Genomic DNA, 23,575 nt, shown 5'->3' on the forward strand with positions numbered 1-23,575 from the left:
TCCGTCGACCGCCCGGTGTACGACACCTTGATGTCCGACCAACTGGACGCCGCGATCGAACGGAACGGCAAGGGCGACCTCGGCGCACTGCTCGCCGGTAGAGATTCCTGGAATGTGGAGAGTTGAGAATCATGGCCTATGTGATCGCCCAACCCTGTGTGGACCTCAAGGACAAGGCCTGCATCGAGGAGTGCCCGGTCGACTGCATCTACGAAGGACAGCGCAAGCTGTACATACAGCCGGACGAATGCGTCGACTGCGGCGCCTGCGAGCCGGTGTGCCCCGTCGAGGCGATCTTCTACGAGGACGCGGTGCCGTCCGAATGGTCGGCCTTCACTACGGCCGACCGGGAGATCTTCGACGCCGTCGGCACACCCGGCGGCGCCAGCGGACAAGCCCCGTTCGCTGAGGATCACCCGGTCGTCGAGGCCCTACCACGGGCCGCCCCGGCCTTGTCATCCCCTGCTCTCGCCGGAGATCGAACCGGCATCCCCGCCACGAAGTGAGTGTCGATGAAGTCGATGAACAAGCCTGTCGTACTGATCGCTGAAGAACTCTCCCCCGCGACTGTGGAGACACTGGGCCCGGACGTCGAGATTCGGCGGTGCAACGGTGCTGATCGGGTCGAGCTGCTCACCGCGCTTGCCGAAGCCGATGCGCTCCTGATCCGTTCCGCGACGCAAGTGGACGCGGAGGCCATCGCCGCCGCGCGCCGGCTCAAGGTCGTCGCGCGTGCAGGTGTCGGCCTGGACAATGTCGACCTCCCGGCCGCGACCCGGGCGGGCGTCATGGTGGTCAACGCCCCTATGTCGAACATCGTCACCGCCGCCGAGCTCGCCTGCGGCCTGCTGCTGGCCATTGCCCGCCACATCCCGCAGGCCAACGCTTCGCTCAAGGCCGGCGAGTGGAAGCGCAGCAAGTACGTCGGTGTGGAGCTGGCCGGCAAGACCCTCGGAGTCGTCGGACTGGGGCGCATCGGCCAGCTCGTGGCGCACCGCATGAAGGCCTTCGGAATGAACGTCGTGGCCTACGACCCCCATGTCCCCGCGGCCGTGGCGGCGCAGGCAGGGGTCCGGCTCCTGCCGTTCGACGCCCTGCTGGAGAGTGCTGACTTCATCACGGTGCATTTACCGAAGACCCCAGAGACCATGGGGCTGATCGGCCATGAGGCGCTGAGTCGCGTCAAGCCGACCGTACGCATCGTCAATGCCGCGCGCGGTGGCATCGTCGACGAGGAGGCGCTTGCCGCGGCGCTGCGGGAGGGCCGGGTTGCGGCTGCGGGGCTCGACGTCTTCGCCAGCGAACCTTGCACGGCCTCTCCGCTGTTCGACTGCGAGAACGTGGTTGTCACACCCCACATCGGCGCCGCGACCGGCGAGGCCCAGGAGAAGGCGGGCGTCGCGGTGGCTCACTCCGTGCGCCAGGTGCTCGCCGGTGAGCTAGTGGTGGACGCGGTCAACGTGCACGGGGGCCCGCCCGCCGAGCAGGTCCGGCCGGCCGTGCCTCTGGCGTACAAGCTCGGCCGGGTATTCGCCGCGCTGGCCGAAGGTGAGGAGGTGGCGCGGCTCGACATCGAAGTGCACGGCGAACTCGTCCGGCACGACGTGAAGGTACTTGAACTTTCGACCCTCCGGGGGGTTTTCGAGACCTCGGATGCCGAAGCGGTCACATTGGTGAATGCTCCCTTGTACGCGCAGGTCCGTGGGGTGAGTGTGCACTTCACCACGAGCTCGGAAAATGACCGGCACCGCATCCTGATCAGGGTGCGGGGGACGTTCACGGACGGCCGTACGACCTCGATCTCCGGCACGCTTGCCGGTATCCGGCAGCTGCCCAAGATCGCAGGGATCGGTGATTACGACATCGACCTGGACATCACCGACCACATGCTGTTCCTCCAGTACAAGGACATGCCCGGGATGGTCGGCTCCATCGGACGGATCCTTGGAGAGGCGGGCATCAACATCGCGAACATGCAGGTTGCTCGCGTCACCGAAGGGGGAGAGGCCGCTATGGCGCTGACTGTCGACGATGTCGTTCCGTCCCTCTTCCTCAGTGAGATCACCGACGCCATCGGCACCAGCTCGGCACGTTTCGTCAACCTTGCGGTCTGATCGGCGCCGGATTGATGCGGTGGAGAGCATCGCCGGCGAGAAGTCCGACGGGAATCGAAAGGGGCGACGTGGGCACGGGGGTCGCGACGATGTCGCTGGTGGGCATGTCGTTGATCGGGTGATCGCCCATGGCCCATAGGTGCTGCACAGCGTAGGCGCGCCAAGGCTGCCAAGCCCGTGCGCGACGGTCCAAGGCGCCCAGGGTGTCGGGCAGTCCCAGTTCGGTGGCGGCATGCTTGAGGCCGAGGTCGGTCGCGGGGAAGGCATCCGGGTCGCCGAGTGCGCGCATGGCGATGCTCTCCACTGTCCATGGACCGACTCCCGGCAGGGCACTCAACTGGCGCCGCGCTTCCTGCCAGTCACTGCCCGCTCCTAGGTCGATCAGACCGGCGGCGAGTTCCTTGACGAGCGTGACGATCGCCTCCTTGCGCTTGTTCGGCAAGGCGAGTGAGGCCGGGTCGAGGTCGGCAAGGTCGGCCGGAGTGGGGAACAGATGGGTGAGCCCGCCGCCAGGATCCGCGATGGGCTGCCCGTGGGCGGCCACCAGGCGAGCCGCATGTGTGCGGGCCGCTGTCGTGGAGATCTGCTGTCCGAGCATGGCCCGGATCGCGAACTCCGCGCCGTCCACGGTCTGAGGCACCCGTCGGCCTGGCGTCTTGCCCACCAGAGGGGCCAACACGGGGTCCGCACCGAGCAGTTCATCGATCGCGACGGTGTCTGCATCCAGATCCAGCAGGCGTCGGCACCGGTTGATCGCCGTGGTCAGGTCCCGTGGGTCCGACAAGGTCAGCCGGCACTGGATGAAGGAACCGGCGCCGGGCCGCAGTTCGGCGATACCGGGGCCGTGCGGCAGACGCAGAGTGCGACGGTAGGCCCCGGCCCGCCACTCCTCCACTCCGGGTACGGCCGTGGCCACCAGGTGACCGAAGAGGTTGTCCGGACACAGCGGTGCGCGGAACGGAAGCTTCAGCACGAGCGTGCCCGCCACCTGCGTGGGGTGACTGCGGTGACGCAGTTCGGTGGGAGTGAGCGCAAAGACGGTCCGTATCGTGTCGTTGAAGGCGCGGATGGACGAGAAGCCGGCAGCGAAGGCCACCTCGGTCATGGGCAGCGTGCTGTTCTCTATCAGCGTCCGGGCGGCTTGGGCGCGTTGCGCGCGCGCCAGTGCGGAGGGGCCGGCGCCGACCTCCGCACGCAGCTGCCGCTCGATCTGGCGTGTGCTGTATCCCAGCCGGGCCGCCAGTCCGGGAACACCTTCGCGATCGACCACGCCGTCGTTGATCAGCCGGATCGCCCGGGCCGCGAGGTCCGCTCGTTCATTCCACTCCGGTGAGCCCGGGGTCGCATCGGGGCGGCACCGTTTGCAGGCCCGGAAGCCGGCCTGTTGGGCCGCCGCCGCGCTCGGGTGGAAGCTCATGTTCTTCGGTTTCGGCGGCACCACCGGGCAACTGGGCCGACAGTAGATCTTGGTGGTGAGTACCGCGGTGAAGAACCAGCCGTCGAACCGGGCGTCCTTGGACTGCACTGCCCGAATGCATCGCTCCGTGTCTTCATGCATCTGGCCAGCATGACCAATGGACTCCCTTTCAGGCTGGCGGCTTTTCGACACAACCCTTGTGGGGAATTCACCGGAGGGATCCATCTCTCTCCTCGCTCTGTGGTAGGGCTGCCATCGAAGATCGGCAGAAAGTGGCAAATGCGGCGGCTCGACGGGTGAGTTGCGCGCCTGTCGGGTGTGCCAGGACGACCGGAAGCGGCTCGATCTCATCGGTAATGCCGCGCAGCTGCAGCTGACGTCCCTCGTAGCTGAGATCCAGCACCGGGCGCTGGATGAGCAGGGAGTACCCGACGCCGCGTGCGACAAGACTGCGCACCATCTCGAAACTCTGCGTGCGATGACGAATGACGGGGTGGATTCCGGCGTTAGTGAGTACCTTGCTGAAGTACTGCTGACTCGGCGGCACATCCAGCATGATCATGTGGTGTTCGGCAAGGTCGGCCAGGCAGATACGATCCCTGCTCGCGAGCGGGTGTGTGGGGGACAGCAAGACATGGGGTCCGGTTGCGAAGAGGGTTTCGAATTCGATACCGGACTCGATGTCGACGCCGTAGAGAACGGCGAGTTCGCAGCGGCCCTCCCGCAGGAACTGCTGCAACTCGGTGAGCGAGCCCTCGACGAAGTCAAGGGTTACCTCGGGATGCCTGGCCTGGAAGCCCTCCAGGAGGCGGGGCAGGAGAAAGGGCGCCATCGTGGTGAAGCACCCGATCACCAGCTTTCCGGTCGATGCCTGCCCCAACTCGCGCATGCTGAGCTGTAGTTCCTCACAGCGGGCCAAGAGCGCGCGGGCCTCCGGCAGCAGGCGGCGGCCGGCTGCCGTCAGTGCCAGCCCCTTTGCCTTGGCGCGGATCAGCAGTTGCACCCTCAGCTGGTGCTCAAGTTCACTGAGGCCTGCCGATACTGCGGACTGCGAGACGTACAGGCGCTGAGCAGCACCTGTTATGGTCCCGGCGTCGGCTGCGGTCACGAAATAGTCCAGCTGGCGCAGACTTATTCGCTCGGGGGTATGAGGAAAACCCTGGATAGCGTCCATATTATTCACGTTTTCAAGAGAGTTGGGATGACGGAGACTGGGGGCATCGAGTCCAGGAGGTTGAGTAATGACGCCACCCGAAACGGCATCATGCCCGGTTCACCAGAATTTCGACCCGTTGGGTGATTCCTACGTGGCCGATCCGTATCCGATCCATTCGGCTGTCCGGGATGAGACACCTGCCTTCTATGCCCCGTCGATCGACATGTGGGTGGTGACTCGATACGACGACATCCAGAAGATCCTTATGAACCCCGGCGCGTTTTCCGCGCAAGTGGGACAGCGGCCGGTGTTCCCGCTGAGCGGTGATGCGCAGGCCATCATCAAGGACGGCTTCCGCGCCTACCCGGTGATGTCGGACTGTGACCCGCCGCGGCACACGCGTATACGACGGCACAATCAGAAGGGCTTCTCCGCCCGGCGGATATCCGTGCTGGAGCCGAAGGTCTGGGCCAAGGCCACCGAGCTCGTCGACGCGATCGAGCCGGGCGAAGTCGACCTCGTGTCTGCGCTGACCTACCCACTGCCCGCCTACATGATCTTCACTTTCATCGGCTTTCCCGACGAAGACATGGACATGCTCAAGTCGTGGTGCGGTAACCGCATCGCGTTCAGCTGGGGCCGTCCCAGCCCGGACGAGCAGCGCGACATCGCCAACAACATGGTCAACTACTGGGCGTACTGCGAGGAGTTCGTTGCCAAGCGCGCGGCCAACCCGGTCGACGACTTCACCAGCGACCTGATCCGGATCCACCAGCAGGACCCGGACGCGCTGTCGATCGCGGACATCACCAACGTTGCCTATGGGCTCAGCTTCGCCGGCCACGAGACCACGACGAGCTTCACCGGCAACGCGATCCGTCAGCTCCTCGCCAACCCGGAGCAGTGGAAGGCGCTCTGTGCCGACCGGTCGCTCGTCCCGCAGGCCGTCGAGGAGATGCTGCGCTTCGACAGCAGTATTCCTGCGTGGCGTCGCATCACGACCCAGGCCGTGAACGTGGATGGCGTCGACATCCCGGCCGAGGCCAAGGTGTTGCTGCTCCTTGGTGCCGCCAACCGGGACCCGGGGCACTTCGCGGAGCCGGAGACCTTCGACATCCAGCGCGAGGACGCACGTGCGCACCTTGCCTTCGGCAAGGGCATCCACTACTGCATCGGCGCGCCGTTGGCCCGTATGGAGGCCCGCATCGCCCTGGATCTGCTGGCTCAACGGGCACCGCACATGAAGTTGATCGACGGCCAGGACTTCGACTTCCCGGCCAATATCTCCTTCCGCGGTCCGCGGAGCCTGCGCGTGCGCTGGCCCAACTGACGGTTCTGATCGGTACGTCCCTGCGATGCGTCGCATGCGACTCCCCATTGCGCTGAAGAGACGGCCGCCTTGTGGAGCCTGCTCTCCGCCCCTTCCGCCCCTTGCCGGGTGCCGGGAGGGGCGGCGGGCGTTGCCTTGCTGGTCAGGTCTCACTGATCAGCAAGGTCTGCAGGACACGACCACAGTCACCTGCCTGGTCGTCCAGGTACCCCTGGGCCAGGCCCGAACCACCGGGGCTGGCCGCGGTGGCCGAGCGCAGGCAGAACCACTCCCCGACCGGGTCGCGGTGGAGCGCCAGTGTGATGTCGGTGTTGATCACGAGCTGCTGGTGGTGATCAAGTTCGAAGGCCACTGCCCAGCTGCTGTCCACCAGGGTGAGCGCCCGGGTCAGCGGAGTGTCCGCGGTTCCGGCGATCAGTGGCACGCGCTGCCGTGCCCACGCCGTGCCCGGGCCCGCGGTGTCGAAGCCCATCCCGGGCGCGAACCGCCACTCCATGGCGGCCAGGTATCCCTCCAGATGGGCACCGCGCATGGTGTGCTGCGGCTGAACCCCGGGCAGTCGGAGCGGCGAGTCCGCCACAGGTCGCAGCGAAGGGGTGGTGGCCGGACTGGCCACCATGCGCCAGGCCCGGGCGAGTAGCACCGGCTCTCCGCCCGAGGTCAGTTCTCCCTCCAGCAGCTCGGCGCGCCGGCCGGAATGGACGGTCCGCACCTTCACATGGAGGTCGGCCACCGGTACCGGACGCGGCAGTTCGACGGTGATCCTGGTGAAACGAAATCCCGGTCGTGGCCCGTGCTGCTCCAGGGCCCGCCCCAGCAACGCCGAAGGGGGCCCGCCGTGCTGGCTCTTCGGGCTCCAGGGCCCCGCCGTGGCGGAGGTGCTCTCATACCGCCCCTGCCCGAGATCGCGATAGAAGGCTTCGGGCAGCGCGGGGCTGGCAGGGGGTGTACGGACAGCCATGATCAATCTCTCTTCGTAGAGTGTCCGGGGAGGTGTTTGTGCGGTGCGGGCCGGGCAGCAGGGGCCAGGGAGGTACGGGCCCGGAGAGCAGGGGAGAGCAGGGAGGAAGAGGGGCGGCCGCTTTTGGAGCGGAATGGCGTAGGCCGTCACACGACGGGCTGAACCTGGGTGACTCGGGGCGGAACCGAGGCTCCCGCGGCGTGGGCCTGGTAGTAGTGCCGGTAGGCGTGCGGGGGGATTCCCACGATACGGCTGAAATGGCGGCGCAGCGTGGCCGCCGTTCCCATACCGGTCTGCGCGGCGATCTGCTCGACACTGAAGTGCGACTTCTCCAGCAGGCGCTGGGCCTGCTCCACCCGTTGGGTCAGGAGCCATTGCAGCGGTGTCGTGCCGGTGACGGTGTTGAAATAGCGGGTCAGCGTCCGCCGGCTCACGTTTGCCTGCTGCGCCATGTCGGCAACGCTCAACTGGCTGTCCAAATGAGTGCTGATCCAGGCCAGCAGGTCGGTGAGAAGGTGCTCGTTCTCCTCGAGGCCGACGGAGGCGTGGAACTGGGCCTGCCCTTCTGCGGGGTAGGCCGGCATGACCAGCCGGCGCGCAAGAGCATGGGCCGCGGCAGCTCCGTGGTCGAGCCGCACGAGGTGAAGGAACATCTCAAGGCTTGCCGTCTGGCCCACCGAGGTGAGGATGCCCTTCTCATCCGCGTGCAGCGCGTCGGGATCGACCTTGACGCGTGGATACCGGGTGATCAGGGCGTCGGCGTAACTCCAGTGAGCGGCGGCTCGGCGACCGTCGAGCAGACCGGCGCTCGCCAGCACGAACACCCCGGTGTAGAGCGACACGACCCGAGCGCCGCCCGCGTGCGCGGCACGTACCGCCTCGACGAGGTCGGCAGGTGGCGGAGCGGTGATGTCCGGGAGCCCGGGGACGATGACGGTGTGCGCCCGGGACAACTCGTCCAGGCTTCGGTATCCAGTGGGGGACAGGCAGGCGCAGCCCTGCGTGTGCGCGGGTCTGAAGACAGTGAAGTCGTACCAGGGCGTCGCAGGAGCGGACCTGTGTGCTCCAAAGACCTCACGCGTAGCTGTGACTTCAAGACTGGGGGTAGCAGAGGTGATCACTAAGGCCACAGATATGGACATGTTCCATACCGTTACCGTCAAATCACAACTGGTCAACACGATCTTGCCGAAGTAGCAGGCGAACATTGCCGTCGCGGTACGGCGTCGAGCGACTGCGTACGGGTGGCTGTGCGGGCGGCACTGGCCACCTTCTCTGCCCCGCGAGGATGCGGCTGCGGGCCCCCGACGAGGGATGACTTGCCTAAGTAGGCACTGCCTGACCTTGTCCCGGAAGACGCGCGATTGGGACAGGCCGTCACGGCACTCCAAGATCCCAAAACCTTGACCAGCGAAGACGGTGGACGCTCGGTCGACGAACCCTTGGCAGGAATGCGACACCGTCGAACAGTCGGCAAGGTGACGTCGCAGATCTGCCAGCCGCGGCTCACTGACACCTGCTCAACTGCTCACGGATCAGAGGGCTCCGTACTGCAGGACGGGTGTGCAGACGCATGCCGTCAAGTGCTTCATGCCGCTCGAAAAGGTCTGGCTGCCCCAACTCGCCCAGGGCTCTGCTGTTGTGCAGCCCAACTTCACCCGTGTGTCCCGGGTCTCTGGCGCGGCCGGTACTTCAGATAGCCCATCATTACATTTAGGAGGAATTCCCCCATGTGCGGAATTGTCGGCTGGGTGGACTTTGAGCGTGACCTGACCCGGGAGCGCGCCACAATCGAGGCGATGACCCGGACCATGGCCTTGCGCGGCCCGGATGCGGACGGCGTCTGGCTCGACCGCCACGCCGCCATAGGCCATCGCCGCCTGTCGGTGATCGACCTGGAAGGCGGCCTGCAGCCGATGGTCGCCGACGAGGCGGGGCGTCCCCTGGCCGTCCTGACCTTCAGCGGTGAGATCTACAACTTCCGTGAGCTGCGCTCCGAGCTCATCTCCCGCGGCCACCACTTCCGCACCCAGAGCGACACCGAGGTGGTGCTGCGCGCCTATCTCCAGTGGGGTGAGGACCTGGTCGACAAGCTCAACGGGATGTTCGCGTTCGCCATCTGGGACGTTCGGCGCGAAGAACTCGTCCTGTTTCGCGACCGGATGGGCGTCAAGCCCCTCTACTACTTCCCGACCGCGAACGGCGTGCTGTTCGGCTCGGAACCCAAAGCGATCCTGGCCAACCCGGAGATCCCCCGCCGCGTGAACGCGGATGGCCTCCGGGAGATCCTTGACATGGTCAAGACCCCCGAGCACGCCATCTTCACCGGCATGTACGAGGTCCGCCCCGGGCACCTTGTCCGCGTACGCCGCGAGGGGTTGACCAAGCGCCAGTACTGGGCGCTGGAGGCCAAGGAGCACACCGACTCCCTGGAAAAGACCATCAGCACGGTGCGGGAACTCCTCGAAGACATCGTCTCCCGCCAGCTTATCTCCGACGTTCCCCTGTGCAGCCTCCTCTCCGGCGGCCTGGACTCCTCGGCGATCACCTCGCTCGCCGCCCGGGCCCTGAAGGCCGACGGCGCCGGCCCCGTCCGCTCCTTCTCGGTCGACTTCGTCGGCGCCGCCGACAACTTCGTACCGGACCCGCTGCGCAGTACACCCGACGCCCCGTTCGTCCGCGACCTGGCCGAACTTGTCGCGGCGGATCACAAGGAGATCCTTCTCGACAGCGACGACCTGAGTGACGCGGCCGTCCGCGCCGCCGTCCTCGGCGCCACCGACCTGCCGCCCGTCTGGTACGGCGATCTCTGGCCTTCGCTCTACCTTCTCTTCCGTGCGGTACGCGAGCGTTCGACCGTCGCCCTCTCCGGCGAATCGGCCGACGAACTCTTCGGCGGCTACAGCTGGTTCCACGACCCCGAAGTCCTCACGGCCCAGACCTTCCCATGGCTCACCTCGACGCCCGGGCCGTTCTACGACGGAACCCCGCTCTTCGACAAGAACCTGATCGGATCACTCGACATCCTCGGCCGTCGGCGGGCCAGCTACGACGCCGCCATCGCCGAGGTTCCCGTTCTCCCCGGCGAGGACGGCCTGGAGCGCAGGATGAGGGAGCTGAGCTACCTCAACCTCACCCGCTTCGTGAATACCCTGCTCGACCGAAAAGACCGCATGAGCATGGCAGTGGGCCTGGAAGTCCGCGTGCCCTTCTGTGATCACCGACTCGTCGAGTACGTCTTCAACGCCCCTTGGGCCATGAAGACCTTCGACGGCCGCGAGAAGAGCCTGCTGCGCGCGGCCACCCGCGACGTGTTGCCTCAGTCCATCGCGGAACGCGTCAAGGCTCCCTACCCCAGTACTCAAGACTCGGGCTACGAGAAGAAGCTCCGCGATCGCCTCGCCGAAGTTACTTCCAAGAGCGACGCCCCGATTCTCCCGCTGCTCGACCTCCCGGCGGTCAACGACCGGCTCACTCGACCGGTCAGTGCGGAGAGCACCCAGATAACCCGGATCGACCTGGAAGTCCCGCTGTCTCTCAATGCCTGGCTCGAGTCGTACAACGTCACCCTTGACCTGTAGGACCGCAAGCCTCTGAGACTGCCCGGCGGCCCATTTGTATCCCCCGCGAATGGGCCGTCGGGCGCAACGGAAGCAGGCGTCACCTGTGACCCAAGGGCTCGACACCACTGTCGCCCTGCCTGCTGCCTGCTGCCTGCTGCCTGCCCCAGCCATCTCTAGCCAAGAGAGGAACCCCCGTTGCCCCTCCCCATCACCTCCCCAGAGTCGGCGGCCCTTCAGGCACCGTACGGGCTGCACGCAGACCCGTCAGGGACAGGCCAACAACCCCTCCGAGCCACAGTGCTGGCCGAGCAGATCCAAGCTCGCATCGACGTACTGGGCACACTCGATCTCACGGGAGTCGCCCCCGCTCCGGTCTTCCGGGCCTTCGACAACCCGCTGGCCACGCTTTTGGAACCTGAAGAGGAAGCTGTAACGCCCACACTTCAGGAGCCAGCCGATGAAGCCGTATGAACTCAGCCTGTCTGCCGCTGCCCGGGCCATCGCTACCAAGGAACTGTCCCCTGTCGAGCTGACCGAATCGGTCCTGCGACGCAGCGAGGCGACCGAACCCTCGCTCAACGCATACGTCACCGTCCTGGCCGACACAGCACGCGAGTCGGCCCTCCATGCGGAACAGGAGATCCAAGCCGGCCGCTATCGGGGCTCGCTGCACGGCATCCCAGTAGCCCTCAAAGACGTGATCGACTCCGCAGGGACACCCACCACGGCATGCTCCCGAGTCTGGGCGGACCGCACACCGACCGAGGACAGCGCTGTTGCGGAACGGCTCGCAGCAGCAGGCACCGTACTCATGGGCAAGACCCACACTCACGAATTCGCCTACGGCCTGATCACTCCTCAGACAGTCAACCCCTGGGACACGAGCCGCATGGCCGGCGGCTCCAGTGGGGGTTCAGCGGTGGCAGTGGCCGCAGGATCGGCGACCTTCGCACTGGGCACTGACACAGGGGGCTCTGTGCGAGTCCCCTCCGCGCTCAACGGTGTCGTCGGCCTCAAACCGACTTTCGGCCTCATCTCTCGCCACGGCACAGCCCCACTGGCTTGGTCACTGGATCACATCGGCACTCTCACTCGAAGCGCCCAAGACGCCGCCCTGGTCCTGGATGCCCTCGCAGGTCACGATCCACGAGACCCCGCCAGCATCGCGTCCCCGAACAAGCACAGCGAGTGCGCACTGAGCGGAGACCTACGGGGACTCCGCATAGGGATTCCCCGCAATTACTTCTTCGAGAAGGTGGACGCTCATGTGGAGCAGGTGGTGCGCACTGCCATCGATCACCTCGGTGACCTCGGAGCCACCATCGTCGGAATAGAAGTCCCACTCGCCAACTATCTGCTGGCAACGCAATGGGGCTTGATGGGCGCGGAAGCAGCATCAGTGCACGAAGGAACACTGCGGGCCAGTCCAGACCTTTACACTCAGGACGTCCGCGCTCTTCTTGAAGCCGGCCAACTCATCACGGCAGGCGACTATCTGCGCGCCCAGCGCTCGCGCACGCTCATTCGGAACAGTTGGCTACGAATGTTCGATGACATCGACGTCATCGCCGCCCCCTCGGTCCCTTGTACCGCACTTGGGCGTGAACAGACCAAAGTGCACTGGCCGGACGGGTCAACTGAGACCGCCACGGATGCCTACGTCAGGCTCGCCGCACCAGCTAACGTCACGGGTTTTCCGGCACTCTCCCTTCCTGTCGGATACGACGACGGTCTCCCGATCGGCATGCAACTGATCGCACGCCCTCTAGCCGAACCGGAACTGCTGCGCACGGGCATCGCATATGAGAACACCCATAAAGTGAGCGGACAATTAGCCATCGACATCTGACTGAGTGTTCGCCCTGCAAAGGGGTCTGCTGGAATTTTAGGTGACAAGGTCAACCTGTCACCTGAAACTGCAGCAGACCCAAGGGTGTTACGCAGGGTCATCGGCCTTCAGTGGTGCGCTCACTTGGTGTGTCCCGGAAGTCGCCGCGGAATGCCACGATCTCCTCGCTCACTCCGAGCACCTCCAGGAGGGCATCCAGGACCTTGTCCGCATCCACGTGTGGCTGAGTAAGCCGGACGAGGGAGACTCCGGCGGGATTGCCGCCGTGCTTGCTGACGGCGAAACTGAAGCCCCGCAGCAGAAACAGCACGACGTCGAGATCATCCAGCCCGTCCCACGACCGCTCCACGTGTAGACGCAGGCGGTTTGCCACGGGCTGTACCGGGAGTTCGAGCCCACCGATCATCTGAAAGAGCGGGGAGCGGTGCTCCCAAACGCTCCACTGATGGGACTGCCGCTGCACCTTGCCCGCGTGCCTTCGCACCCTGTCGACCGAGTGCGCGGCCGTGGTGGCGTGCCAGCAGCACTGCCGCGAATAGTGCTCGCACTTGAGGGAGGTCTTCGCCGTTCGCCGCTCGCCCAGGCGGACTTCGGGCAACCGAGTGCTGCATCGAAAAGGCGTCGATCTGTACGAAGGTCGTGGAACGAGTCTGTTCTTGTCCGGGGCCCCAGCGGGAGACGCTCTCGCTAACGACCTCGTGCACTATTGGCGTCACCGCAGCTCAGGAGATCCACTCGCCGCGAGGTGCGAGCCGCTGGTCAGCACCTTTTCGAGGGCAGCCCTTATCGTGCACGAGGTTGTTAGAAGGCCGGTCATCCTCAATGCCCTTATCAGGCAGGTGAGTTGGCTGGACCTCCCCTCCCGTTCCGGTACCTCCGGTGGCATGGTCCCCTCATGAATCCCTTCAGACCCCGCCGTGAGGGCAGGCCCCAGGCGGACCATTCGTCCACTCCTCAGTACGCGAGACGCATGCCCCGCGCAGGCCACCGATTACGTGCCCTGCTGGCCGGTTGTGCGACGCTGCTGCTCGCCGCCACGGCCCTGGTCGCCTCCACCGGTACGGCGCAGGCCGCCAACCCCGACAGCCACGTCGTCGCGTCCTGGAACATGCAGGCCGGCCCCGACCGCTGGGCGGGCGCCTACAACCTCGCTGGCACGCACGACCTCGTTGCCCTCCAGGAAGTGCCGCTCGGCGCACCCGCAGGATCGCACTACCAGGGCCAGATCAACGGCGTCGAGCACTACCTGTGGGTGCAGGGCGACAACGGCCCCCTGCGCCACCTCTACATCCTGCGCACCGCCAGCCGCAGCCTCGGCATGATCACCGCCTGGCAGCCCGACAACGTCCTGAACATCGCCGGCGTCTACCGGCCCGCGCTCGGCGTCGTCAACCGCACCGACGGCATCCTCTTCGCCTCCGTCCACGCTGCCTCCAACGGCGGCCGTCCCAACGACGCCGGCGCCCTGCTGCGCCGCATCTCGGACGCCGCCGACGCGAACGGCTTCCTGGAGTGGGCCGCGCTCGGCGACTTCAACTTCAACCCGGCCAACCTGCCCGGCCTCGGTCTGCCCCCGGATGCCCGCATCTACAACAGCGGCCAGGCCACCCAGCAGAACGGCAACGAGCTCGACTACCTGGTCTCCGACGTCACCACCGACCGCTGGCAGGCCACCGTGCTGCCCAACTACGGCAGCGACCACTGGCCGATTCGCTTCGGCTCCCTCCAGGCCGCCGCTGAACCCGTCGACCTGACCATCCACGCCGACAACAGCGACCGCCTGCTCGACGTCTACCAGGGGGAGACCGCCAACGGCACGCACGTCATCCAGTACCACGCCAACGGCGCCGCCAACCAGCAGTGGTACCTGGCCGCCCTCGGCTACAACTCCCCTTCCGGTAGACCCCTCTACCGCATCGTCAGCAAGGCCAGCAACAAGTGCCTCGACGTCGCGAACGGGCAGAGCTCGCGGGCCGGGGACTACCTCAACGTCTGGGACTGCCACCCGCGCGACGGCGAACCCGGCGGCGGCGGATACCCCCGCGACACCCAGAACTTCACCCTCGAACACCCCAACGCCGCCCGCCCCAACCTCACCCTCCTGCGCAACAATGCCACCGGCCTCTACGCCAACATCAACCGCAACCAGACCGGCGACGGCGCGTGGGCCATCCAGTGGCCCGACCAGTTCGGCCCCTTCCCCGCCCCGAACGAGACCTTCTACCTCCACCCCGTCGTCGAGTAGCCCACCCCACTCGGTGAGCGACGATGGTGACGGAGAGCAGGCCGGTGCGGGCGTCAAGAAGGTGAGTGCCGCGCTCGTAGCGTCCTGAGGTAGGAACAACTGTGTCGGCCTGCCACTTTCCCTGCGGTGCCGAACTGGTCGACGCCCTTGGAGCTCCCTGCGCCCACTCTTCCGAGGGCAGGTTCCCTGCTTCGAACGAGACCTTCTCTCCTCACCCCAGCAGCGCTAACTGAGAGCCCCCGTCCCTCCCCGCAGCCCTCTGCGGGGAGGGACGGGAGGAGCTTGACCTTGACGCGGGGCCAAGGACTTCACTGAGGTCATGCGCGGCCCACCGGCCGTTGTATCCGACCTGGGGCACCCCGGGCCGTCAGAGGAAGGGTCCCCATGAACGACACCACGACGGAGAAGAGCCTGGCACTCCTGCGTACCGCGTACGACCTGCTGAACAGCGGCGACGTCGACGCGTGTGCCGGTCTGTCGGCGCCGGACTTCATTGCCAACCTTCCCGGGCTGCCGGATCCGGTGTACGGGCGGGAGGCCTGGAAGCTGGGCACGCGGGCCATGCTCGATGCCTTCCACGACCTGCGGATCGACGTCGAGGAGATGTTCGCCGTCGACGACAGGGTGGCGGTGCGGGTCTCCTTCCGCGGCACTCATGGGGGGCCGTTCCAGGGCGTGCCCGCGACACAGCGAACGGTCGGGTTTCGCAGCATCGAGATGTACCGCGTTGTAGGGAACGAGGTTGCCGAGGAGTGGGTGGCGCCGGACCTGGCGGGTCTCATGCGGCAGATCGCGCAACCGGCAGACGCCTGACCGAGCGACGTACGCCCGGCGGCCCTGAGTGAGCGCGATGCGGTGAACTCAGCTGTGGGCCTCCTGCAGCAGAGAGGCCGGCTGGTGGCGTTGTGCGTCCTGGCTCGGGGCCGTGCCGAATTGGCGCCGGTATCCGCGGTTGAACTGCGACGGGCTGGCGTAGCCGACCCCGGCGGCTGATGTCACTGGGGTCGGCGAGGATCCGCGGACGTGCCTTGTGCAGGTCGAGAGGCTCAGGTCGACGTTGACAGCGAGGTCCTCGCCGCCGAAGGTGCGCCGGTGGTTCTGCCGGATCCAGTGGATGCCGAGCCAGGCTGCTCATCCTGGAACCGCACCGACAGGGAATGTGCTTTCTGGCCAAGATCATCAAGAATGGCGCGCATGACGACAACAAGAGTGCTTACGCAGAGAACCATCGGCTCCCCCGGCGTCTTGGAAGTGGCCCACGTACCCGTGCCGTCCCCAGGTCCCGGTGATGTGCTGGTACGGGTGCTGGCCACCGGAATGAATCCGGCGGACTGGAAGGTCCGTACGGGCAAGGTCGACTTCTTCGGGCCGCCTCCCTTCGTCCTCGGCCATGAGTTCAGCGGCACGGTCGAGCGTGCGGGTGAGGGCGTGACCCGGTTCGCGTCGGGCGACGAGGTCTACGGCTGGACCACGCCGCCGCACGGCAGCCACGCGGATCACGTCGTGGTCGCCGAGGACCGAGTCGCGCCCAAGCCCCGGACGCTGGACCACGTCGGCTCCGCGGCCCTGCCCATCTCCGGGTTCACCGCCTACCAGGCCCTGGTCACCCTCTCTGACGTACAGCCGGGCCAGCGTGTGCTGGTGCACGGTGCGGCGGGCGGGGTCGGCCACCTCGGCGTGCAGATAGCCAAGGCCCTGGGCGCGTACGTCATCGGCACCGCCAGCGCGGCCAAGCACGCGTACCTGCGCGAACTCGGCGCCGACGAGCTGATCGACTACACGGTCGAGGACTTCTCCGCGCTGCGCGACATCGACGCCGTACTGGACACGATCAGCAACGACTACGGCCCGCGCTCGCTCGCCACCCTGAAGCCGGGCGGCATCCTCGTGGACGTCGTCGGCGTCGGCGTGGACCGCACCGAGGTCACCGCCCGCGCCGCGGAACTCGGCGTGCGCTTCGTGGAGTTCTTCCTCAACCCTACGCCCGCCGTGCTGACCGCGTTCGCCGCACTGGTCGACCACCACGGAGTGCGCCCCACGATCGCCGAGACCTTGCCCCTGGAACAGGCCGCGAAGGCGCATGAGTTGAGCGAGACGGGGCGCGTGCGAGGGAAGATCGTCCTCGTTCCGTAGGCCCGTCACCCATTCAGAGGGTGAGGGCGTGCCGAGACCGGAGAGCGGGCCCGGCTCCGTGGGGGCAGCTCGCATGCGGGGCCGCAGGGCGTATGGGGAGGACTGTTCACGTGCGCGACGCGCAGCTGGAAGGCCCGGGGGTGCGGGGCGCAGGACTCGGCGCCCTTGATCGAGGTGGGCCGCACGGCACCGCACGGTTCGGGGAGACGCGGCGTGGGCGACGAGGGCGTTCCGTCAGGAGGACGAAGGGCGTGACGAACAGGGGCTACAGCCTCCAGAACCCCGTCACCAGGGCGCTGGAGGTCTTCCGTCGGCAAAGAGCGAGGCCGCGCGTCTCCGCTTGGTGTGCGGAGGACACCATGCTGTTCCTCCCCTGCCCCGGGGCATCCCGCACCGGGCGGGGGACGGCTATTCCGCCGCCCGGAAAAGACTCGGACAACCCCGCTCGCAAGGGCGCGAGGTCAGCCGTTTTCCCTGCCCGGCAGAGGTGCGCCCTCCAGGAAGGCGCGATAGGCGTCGACGGCTTCCGGCTCGATTTCGGGGTCGGAGGGGCCGTAGCGGGTGTCCGTGCGGTCCCGCTTCGGCCCGGAGACCCAGAACTCCTCGTCGGTCTGCACGTCGTAGAAGTTCGCATCGAGCATTCCCCCTGCCCGGCGCAGTGTCCTCCCGCGCAAGTACGCAGTACTCCAGGTCTTCGAGAAGTCCACCCACCCGATCCACGAGGGTCCGCGGTCGGTGTTGTAACCAGTCTTCAACTGCACGAACATGAGACGTCGAGGCATATCCACAGGGTTCTGCACAGACCGCTCCCGTGACCAGCCATTTTGCGGGCGCCTATGCCACCTCGCGGCAGCGCTGTCGTGGAACGCCGCCCCCACCACCGGCACACTCTCACCTTTCGTACCCCAGGCAGGTGCCGACACTGAGCCCAAGTGCCCAGCATTAGGGCGGTACTTGGATACCGTCACCGCACGTGACCGGGCAAGTACCAGCGACCGTGCGAACACGACCTCGGCACCCGCTGCCTGGCTCACGTCCCTTCCCGCCTGGCCAACGAGGACGCCGCCTTGCCCTGGTCGCCCTCCGCCGCCGGAACATCCGTCGACCGCGCGCCCGCGCCCCCGTCCTCGGCGTACGTGATGTCCGCCGAGGACGGGGCGTCGTACGGTGTGGTGGCGCGGCTGTCAGTCCTGCCCGTTCTTCTCCTGCGGGGGCACCGCTCCTTGCCGGGTCGACACGGTGACGTGGTCGATCCGCATCGGGTGGCCCGGGTCCGTGGCCGGGCCCGGGGAGGCGCCGTCCTGGCGTGGGAGCTCACCGCCGATGGCCACGTTGAGGATCAGGAAGAGCCCGTGGTCACCGCCCGCCGCCACGTCCCGGGGTCCAACTGCCGTGCGGTCACCCGGTGGTGCACCCGGCCGTCCACGTACCACCGCACCTCCTCCGCACCCGGCGAACGGTCGATCTCCACGGCGTACGAGTGGAAGGCTGTGCGGCAGCCGGGGCACGGCCGGGCAGCCGAGCTCAGGCCGGCCGGTTCCCGGCAGGGCCCACCGCGCAGCACCCCGCAATGCATGGTGCCGAAGACGGTGTCCCGCCCGTTGACGGATTCCATGATGTCCAGTTCTCCGACGCCGGGCCAGCCGGTGTACCCCTCGCGCAGCGGAGCCCCCAGGGTCCAGAACGCGGGCCAGTAGCCGGCGGCCCCCGGCCCTGTCACGTCCGGCAGGGCGATCGACGCCTCGATCCGCAGGGTTCCGCCGGGCGGCGCCGTGAAGTCGGCCCTGCGGGTCTCGATCCGGCCCGAACTCCAACGGCCGTCCTTCCTGGTGGGGACGATCTCCAGTGCGCCCTTGCCGTTGAGACGCACGTTGTCCGTCGAGTCGGTCATCGTTTCGATCTCGCCGGTGCCCCACTGCGGGGCGGGGCAGCCGGGATAGCAGGTGCCGACGTCGTGCAGCCAGGTGGCGGGGGAGGGAGGGCTGCCCGCCGGGCCGTCGAAGTCGTCGCGCAGCAGCCGGGTCCATCCGTCGGGTCCCGGCGTGCCCGCCGTCGGGCCCCGGTCCGCCGCACTCCCTGCCGCGCCCGGGGCGGGCAGCGCACCCGCCTCGGTCAGCAGCCGCTCCAGCCGGGACGTCAGTACGACGGCCGCCGCGTTCGTCAGGTGGGTGTCGTCCCGGTAGAGGAGCACCCGGTCCAGTACGGCGGGGCAGGTCGGTCCCGTACCTGGGCACAGCACCCGGTTCACGTCGACGCTCCGTACGCCGGGCAGCGCGCCGGACGCGATTCTCCGTGCCAGCGGATCGGGCTGCCGCGCCCGCCCACGGTCGAACGCGCAGGCGGCTGGATCCTCCAAGTGGCCGGAGACGCAGGCCGGGACGTCCGTTCCGGGTACCGGGGTGTCCTCGACGTAGACGATCGGCACCCCGAGCTCCCGCAGCGGCCGCAGGGTGTGCTCCCATCCCTCGGTCAGGAGCTTCTGGTCGTCGGTGTAGCGGTTGAGCGAGGAGACGACGACGAGCCGGGGTCTGGGCTGTTGCCGCAGCCGCTCCAGGGTGTCCGCCCGCCAGGTGTCGCACTCCCGGTAGGTGCGGCCGAGCTGCGGGCTGCGCACCGTGAGCCGTGGCAACGGGCAGCCCTGCTTCACCAGTTCCTGCAGTGCCCAGCCCCGCTGGGCCGCGATCCCCAGCAGGGGGGAGAACCACTGCCCGGCGTGCGAGTCGCCCAGCAGCACGATCCGGTCCGGGCTGCGCACCGCCCCGAACAGGCAGGCGGGGCTGCGGGTCACGGCCGGGGCTACCTGGCACTCTCCGTCCGGCGGGAAGTCCTTGCGCGCCTGGGCGGGCCCGGGTGTCACCGGGCCGTCCGGGAGGGGCACGCCCGGCTGACGTACCAGGAGGTTCGGTCCCGAAGCCGCGCCCGCGGGCAGGCCCCGCAGGTCCACCGGCCGGTCGGGGCCGAGCCCGTGGAATGCCGTCGACCCGACCACGAGGGCGAGCGCGACCGGCAGGACGATCGCCGTGACCCCCACCGAGAGCCCGCGCCTGGCGTGCGCGGAGACCGTGCGGCTGCGGCGCAGCGGACGTTCGACGCCGTACGTCGTGGCGAGCGCGGGCAGTACGGCGGCCAGCGTCAGGGCGCTCTTCGCCGGCCAGCCGAGCGCACCGAGCCGGGCCTCCGCCAGCACCAGCACCGGCCAGTGCCACAGGTACAGGGTGTAGGACAGCCGACCCACCGCCCGGGGAGCCCGCAGCGACAGCAGCGGTCCCACGCCGTGGGTGCCACAGACGTCCCGCTCGCCCCGGCCGGGGATCGCGGCCAGGATGACGGCGGCGGTGCCCAGCGTCGGCACGAGCGCCGCGAATCCGGGGTACGGAGTCGAGGCGTCGTACGACACCACGCACCAGCCGATGGCCAGCGCCCCGGCCCACCCGCACAGCAGCCGCAGCGGCCGCGGCCCGCGCATCAGGTGCCAGGGCAGCAGGGCGAGGAGCGCCCCGGCGCCGAACTGCCAGACCCGCGAAGGAGTTCCGAGGTACGCGAGCGAGACCGACCCCTGCGTCCAGTGCAGGGACAGGGCGAAGGAGCCGAGGGCCAGCAGCCCGGCGACGACGGCCACGACGGCCCGCACGGCACGCCCCCTGCGCACCGCGCGCCTGACGCACAGCGCGGCGACGGCGAGCAGCGGCGCCCAGAAGAAGTAGAACTGCTCCTCGACCGCGAGCGACCAGAAGTGCAGCAGCGGACTCTGGTCGTGCCCGACGGCCAGGTAGTCGGTCTGCTGGAAGACGAAACGCCAGTTGACGAAGGACAGCGCTGCCGCGATGACGTCGTGCTCCAGCTCCGTACGCCTCAGCGGCACGCTCAGCCAGGCGCCGATGACCGCCACCGCGAGAAGGACCACAGCGGCGGAGGGCAGCAGCCGCCTGGCACGCCGGGAGAAGAAGTCGCCGAGCCGGACACGGCCGGTGGTGATCGCCTCGCGCACGAGAAGTCCGGTGATCAGATAGCCGGAGATCACGAAGAAGACGTCCACGCCCACGAAGCCGCCCTGCAGACCGGGTATCCCGGCGTGGAAGGCGAGGACCGCGACGACGGCGACCGCGCGCAGCCCTTCGATGTCGGGCCGGAAGGCGGAACGGTGCGGGCTGGGGCCCGACTCGGAGTTCCCGGGACTCCGCGGAACGCCGGGTGGAGCCGAGCTGCGCCCGGGGGGAGCGGGAGCCTGCTCGGGGGACTGCCGTTGGCCGGGGGCCACGGGGGACGACATGGGGATGCTGCCTTTCGGGATCGGTCGACGCCGCCACTGCGGGGTCGGTGGGGCGGTAGGGCGGTGGGACGGGCCTGGGCCGGGTGCGGGCCCACCCGCCGGGTGAGGGTCGGTCAGCTCAGCCAGGGGAGCATCGGGTTGACCCAGCCGGACGCCACGAGCCCGGTCAGTAGCAGGAGGGCGCTGGCGGCCAGGGTCTCGGGCCAGCGACGGGGCAGCATGACGACCCGCGGCAGCCGAAGCGCCCGCAGCCGGGGCAGCAGCGACCGCACGACCGCACCCGCGCCGCTACGCCGGGGGGCCGCGCCCGCCCCGCTCCGCCGGGAACCGCCCGGGCGCAGCTCCGCGAAGAGGTGCCGCATCAGCGGCACGTTGAGCTGGCACTGCACCAGCAGGTAGAGGAGCAGTCCCCAGCTGGGCGCCCAGCCGTTGCGTGCCACCACGAGCGCCAGTCCCGCGCCGGCCGCCGCGTGCGAGAGCAGCAGCCAGCCCAGTGAGACGGCTACCACCCGGCGGGCCATGCCGCCCGAAGTTCCCGAGCCCCGGGCGCCGGTGGGCACCCAGGCCGCGCTGCGCCCCCGCAGCGTGTGCACGAACGCCGTCGCCGCGGCCACGCTCGTCAGGACGTTCGCCCGTATCACCTCCACCCGCCAGCGGGTGCGGCTGACCCGGGGCAGCAGTACGTGCCAGAGCCACAGCGGGGCGAGCAACGGCAGCACGTGCCAGGGCCGTACGTCGTCCGGGTACCAGAACATCATCACCAGCGGCGGCAGTGGCGCGACGAAGGTGTTCACCGCCGTGGTCAGGTAGCCGACGATCCCTTCGGCGAAGCACAGCCGCATCCGCCAGGGCGCGCCCATTTGCTTCAGCACGGGCGTGCTCAGCAGGTGGAGGTTGCCCATCGCCCACCGGTACTGCTGGTTGACGAACGAGGTGACCGACTCGGGGGAGGTGCCCTTGGCGACGAGTACGGGGACGTACAGCGTGCGGAACCCCTGGGCGTGGAGGGCGAGTCCGGTGTACAGGTCCTCGCTGTGGTCGAGCCGGGCGAAACCGCCGGCCAGATCGATGGCGGCGCGCCGGTAGACGGCGTTGCTGCCGCAGCAGATCGCGGCGTCGCTGACGTCCCGCGAGGGCTGGATCCAGCGGAAGAACCATTCCTGGGCAGAGCCTGCGGCCCGTTGGATCCAGTTCATCGACGCGTCCGTGTCGAAGCACTGCGGGCTCTGCACGATGCCGACGGAGGGGTCGGCCAGATAGGGGACGAGATGGCGCAGGAAGTCCGGCCGGGGGGCGAAGTCCGCGTCCAGGATGGCGATGACCTCGGAACTGCTCAGAGTCAGCGCGTGGTTGAGGTTCCCGGCCTTCTTCAGGTGCCCCCGGTCGGGCCGTACGACGTACCGGTAGCCGTACGAGGCCGCCAGCTCGGCCACCTCGGGCCGGTCGGCGTCGTCCAGGACCCAGACGGTCAGCGGTCCCGGCCAGTCGAGCGCGGACACCGCCCGGTAGGCGTTGGCCAGCACGTCGAGCGGTTCGCCGCAGGTGGGCAGGTAGAGGTCGACGTCCGGCGTGCGGGCGGGCTGCCAGGCGTGGACGAGGAGTTCGTGCGACTGCCGGGTGAGCCGGCGGCGGCGCAGGCTGTTGACGGAGGAGAGCGCGAGCGCCACGACGTTGAGGCCGAGGACGGCGAGGAAGGCCCACAGGGCCGGGGTGCGTAACGCGAAGGTGAACATGGTCGCCGCTGTGAACACGAAGGCCAGCGAGGTGCTGACCAGCACCCAGCGGTGCTGCGGTCCGAAGTACCAGAAGAGCTCTTCGTCGGACGGAGGTTGCGGAAGATGATGAACAGTCATAAAACCCCCCACGGCTGTGTATCTGCCTGTATCTGGAGGGGAGCCTACCGTCAAAGGTATAGACCAATTTAACAACAAGATGTCAATTGCCGTAACAGGACGCAAGGTTGGCGTGACTCGGCCAGTCCTGGAATTGGTCCAGACCTCTGGGTCGATCTCATCCGACAGGGCCCGCCCCCGGGCAGGGGGAGGGGCGGGCCACGCGGGGGTGAACAACTGCGGAACATCTGCCGCTCAAGGTGGCGCCGCACCGCCGGGACCTGGCCGCCGGTCGACCGGCGGCGTCACGGCTCGCGCACGAGTTCGCCGTGCTCACTGCTGTGCGACTGCGTCGACGGCAGCGACGGCGTCCGCGTCGTCTCCTACGTCACGGCTCTCTGGCAGATCACGATTGTTGCTTACGTTGAGGCGTAAGAGGCTCCCGAGCAATCATGCGGCGCCCCAGAGCACTTTGAGGGTCCTGGGGCTGTGTCGTCGACGCCTGATTCGGAATGAGGTGCGAGGTAGGTGCGGCCGCACCGCAGATGGGCCAGAGCGAGTGGAGCCTGACGGCCCGCTGTAGACGCCTCCACCGTGTGCCGATCTCCCGCCGTCGGGAGGCAAGATGTGCCGGCGCGACGTCTGAACAGCGGCGCAACCGGCCGAACGCCCTCACCGTGTACACCCCCCCGCGTCGGGCGTCCG

General features: G+C 68.0%; 15 protein-coding genes and 2 pseudogenes. 9 read left to right on the forward strand and 8 right to left on the reverse strand.

Annotated features, from left to right (window positions below; genetic code table 11):
* From ACIA73_RS37140 to serA, 3 genes and pseudogenes are all read left to right on the forward strand, one after another.
* Positions 1-126 (forward strand): annotated as a pseudogene (locus ACIA73_RS37140) (2-oxoacid:ferredoxin oxidoreductase subunit beta); the annotation flags it as partial.
* A gap of 5 nt (positions 127-131) precedes the next feature.
* Positions 132-506, forward strand: a complete 375-nt coding sequence (gene fdxA, locus ACIA73_RS37145; protein ID WP_399443389.1) for a ferredoxin — start codon at positions 132-134, stop codon at positions 504-506.
* Positions 507-521: 15 nt separating this feature from the next.
* Positions 522-2,114, forward strand: a complete 1,593-nt coding sequence (gene serA / locus ACIA73_RS37150) for a phosphoglycerate dehydrogenase (RefSeq protein WP_399443437.1) — start codon at positions 522-524, stop codon at positions 2,112-2,114.
* On the opposite strand, the gene ACIA73_RS37155 is transcribed toward serA, so the two are convergent.
* Both ACIA73_RS37155 and ACIA73_RS37160 read right to left on the reverse strand, forming a co-directional pair.
* Positions 2,098-3,672: an AlkA N-terminal domain-containing protein gene (locus ACIA73_RS37155; protein ID WP_399443390.1), complete on the reverse strand. Its 1,575-nt coding sequence runs from the start codon at positions 3,670-3,672 to the stop codon at positions 2,098-2,100. The two genes, serA and ACIA73_RS37155, sit on opposite strands and share 17 nt — an antisense overlap.
* A gap of 67 nt (positions 3,673-3,739) precedes the next feature.
* Entirely contained in the window at positions 3,740-4,705 is a 966-nt protein-coding gene (locus ACIA73_RS37160) for a LysR family transcriptional regulator (protein WP_399443391.1), read from the reverse strand.
* Between the two features lie 67 nt (positions 4,706-4,772).
* Here ACIA73_RS37160 and ACIA73_RS37165 point away from each other — a divergent pair, with 67 nt between their 5' ends.
* Positions 4,773-6,017, forward strand: a complete 1,245-nt coding sequence (locus tag ACIA73_RS37165) for a cytochrome P450 (RefSeq protein ID WP_399443392.1) — start codon at positions 4,773-4,775, stop codon at positions 6,015-6,017.
* Positions 6,018-6,159: 142 nt separating this feature from the next.
* Here ACIA73_RS37165 and ACIA73_RS37170 read toward each other — a convergent pair whose 3' ends face one another.
* Entirely contained in the window at positions 6,160-6,978 is an 819-nt protein-coding gene (locus ACIA73_RS37170) for a thioesterase family protein (protein ID WP_399443393.1), read from the reverse strand.
* A gap of 146 nt (positions 6,979-7,124) precedes the next feature.
* Positions 7,125-7,931 (reverse strand): GlxA family transcriptional regulator, encoded by an 807-nt coding sequence (locus ACIA73_RS37175; RefSeq protein WP_399443394.1) that lies wholly within the window; start codon positions 7,929-7,931, stop codon positions 7,125-7,127.
* Between the two features lie 777 nt (positions 7,932-8,708).
* Here ACIA73_RS37175 and asnB point away from each other — a divergent pair.
* Positions 8,709-10,559, forward strand: a complete 1,851-nt coding sequence (gene asnB / locus ACIA73_RS37180) for an asparagine synthase (glutamine-hydrolyzing) (protein WP_399443395.1) — start codon at positions 8,709-8,711, stop codon at positions 10,557-10,559.
* Positions 10,560-10,998: 439 nt separating this feature from the next.
* Complete coding sequence (locus ACIA73_RS37185; RefSeq protein WP_399443396.1) at positions 10,999-12,390, forward strand: amidase; 1,392 nt, start codon at positions 10,999-11,001, stop codon at positions 12,388-12,390.
* Between the two features lie 97 nt (positions 12,391-12,487).
* Here ACIA73_RS37185 and ACIA73_RS37190 read toward each other — a convergent pair whose 3' ends face one another.
* Positions 12,488-12,988, reverse strand: coding sequence for a hypothetical protein (locus ACIA73_RS37190; RefSeq protein WP_399443397.1), 501 nt, complete (start codon positions 12,986-12,988; stop codon positions 12,488-12,490).
* A gap of 372 nt (positions 12,989-13,360) precedes the next feature.
* On the opposite strand from ACIA73_RS37190, the gene ACIA73_RS37195 reads away from it, so the two are divergent.
* The 3 genes from ACIA73_RS37195 (at position 13,361) to ACIA73_RS37205 (ending at position 16,768) form a co-directional block, all read left to right on the forward strand.
* Positions 13,361-14,635 carry an RICIN domain-containing protein gene (locus tag ACIA73_RS37195; protein WP_399443398.1) on the forward strand — a complete coding sequence of 425 codons (1,275 nt, stop codon included), beginning with the start codon at positions 13,361-13,363 and terminating at the stop codon, positions 14,633-14,635.
* A 384-nt stretch (positions 14,636-15,019) separates the two neighbouring features.
* Positions 15,020-15,448: an ester cyclase gene (locus ACIA73_RS37200; protein ID WP_399443399.1), complete on the forward strand. Its 429-nt coding sequence runs from the start codon at positions 15,020-15,022 to the stop codon at positions 15,446-15,448.
* A gap of 381 nt (positions 15,449-15,829) precedes the next feature.
* Positions 15,830-16,768 carry an NADP-dependent oxidoreductase gene (locus ACIA73_RS37205; protein WP_399443400.1) on the forward strand — a complete coding sequence of 313 codons (939 nt, stop codon included), beginning with the start codon at positions 15,830-15,832 and terminating at the stop codon, positions 16,766-16,768.
* 461 nt (positions 16,769-17,229) lie between these two features.
* Here ACIA73_RS37205 and ACIA73_RS37210 read toward each other — a convergent pair whose 3' ends face one another.
* From ACIA73_RS37210 to ACIA73_RS37220, 3 genes and pseudogenes are all read right to left on the reverse strand, one after another.
* Positions 17,230-17,550, reverse strand: a complete 321-nt coding sequence (locus ACIA73_RS37210; protein ID WP_399443401.1) for a hypothetical protein — start codon at positions 17,548-17,550, stop codon at positions 17,230-17,232.
* Positions 17,551-17,952: 402 nt separating this feature from the next.
* Positions 17,953-21,185: pseudogene (locus ACIA73_RS37215) on the reverse strand (SGNH hydrolase domain-containing protein).
* Positions 21,152-22,891, reverse strand: a complete 1,740-nt coding sequence (locus ACIA73_RS37220; RefSeq protein ID WP_399443402.1) for a glycosyltransferase family 2 protein — start codon at positions 22,889-22,891, stop codon at positions 21,152-21,154. The pseudogene ACIA73_RS37215 and the gene ACIA73_RS37220 overlap by 34 nt, the downstream one beginning before the upstream one ends.
* Positions 22,892-23,575: the final 684 nt, after the last annotated feature.

Origin of the sequence: Streptomyces sp. NPDC051561, from assembly GCF_044454195.1 — a bacterium.
Taxonomy (GTDB): Bacteria; Actinomycetota; Actinomycetes; order Streptomycetales; family Streptomycetaceae; genus Streptomyces.

What these genes read in the sequence shown, in the direction of transcription:
- fdxA (WP_399443389.1), top strand. Translation starts at nt 132, where the DNA reads ATGGCCTATGTGATCGCCCAACCCTGTGTGGACCTCAAGGACAAGGCC.
- serA (WP_399443437.1), top strand. Translation starts at nt 522, where the DNA reads ATGAACAAGCCTGTCGTACTGATCGCTGAAGAACTCTCCCCCGCGACT.
- ACIA73_RS37155 (WP_399443390.1), bottom strand. Translation starts at nt 3,672, where the DNA reads ATGCATGAAGACACGGAGCGATGCATTCGGGCAGTGCAGTCCAAGGAC.
- ACIA73_RS37160 (WP_399443391.1), bottom strand. Translation starts at nt 4,705, where the DNA reads ATGGACGCTATCCAGGGTTTTCCTCATACCCCCGAGCGAATAAGTCTG.
- ACIA73_RS37165 (WP_399443392.1), top strand. Translation starts at nt 4,773, where the DNA reads ATGACGCCACCCGAAACGGCATCATGCCCGGTTCACCAGAATTTCGAC.
- ACIA73_RS37170 (WP_399443393.1), bottom strand. Translation starts at nt 6,978, where the DNA reads ATGGCTGTCCGTACACCCCCTGCCAGCCCCGCGCTGCCCGAAGCCTTC.
- asnB (WP_399443395.1), top strand. Translation starts at nt 8,709, where the DNA reads ATGTGCGGAATTGTCGGCTGGGTGGACTTTGAGCGTGACCTGACCCGG.
- ACIA73_RS37185 (WP_399443396.1), top strand. Translation starts at nt 10,999, where the DNA reads ATGAAGCCGTATGAACTCAGCCTGTCTGCCGCTGCCCGGGCCATCGCT.
- ACIA73_RS37195 (WP_399443398.1), top strand. Translation starts at nt 13,361, where the DNA reads ATGCCCCGCGCAGGCCACCGATTACGTGCCCTGCTGGCCGGTTGTGCG.
- ACIA73_RS37200 (WP_399443399.1), top strand. Translation starts at nt 15,020, where the DNA reads ATGAACGACACCACGACGGAGAAGAGCCTGGCACTCCTGCGTACCGCG.
- ACIA73_RS37205 (WP_399443400.1), top strand. Translation starts at nt 15,830, where the DNA reads ATGACGACAACAAGAGTGCTTACGCAGAGAACCATCGGCTCCCCCGGC.
- ACIA73_RS37210 (WP_399443401.1), bottom strand. Translation starts at nt 17,550, where the DNA reads ATGCCTCGACGTCTCATGTTCGTGCAGTTGAAGACTGGTTACAACACC.
- ACIA73_RS37220 (WP_399443402.1), bottom strand. Translation starts at nt 22,891, where the DNA reads ATGACTGTTCATCATCTTCCGCAACCTCCGTCCGACGAAGAGCTCTTC.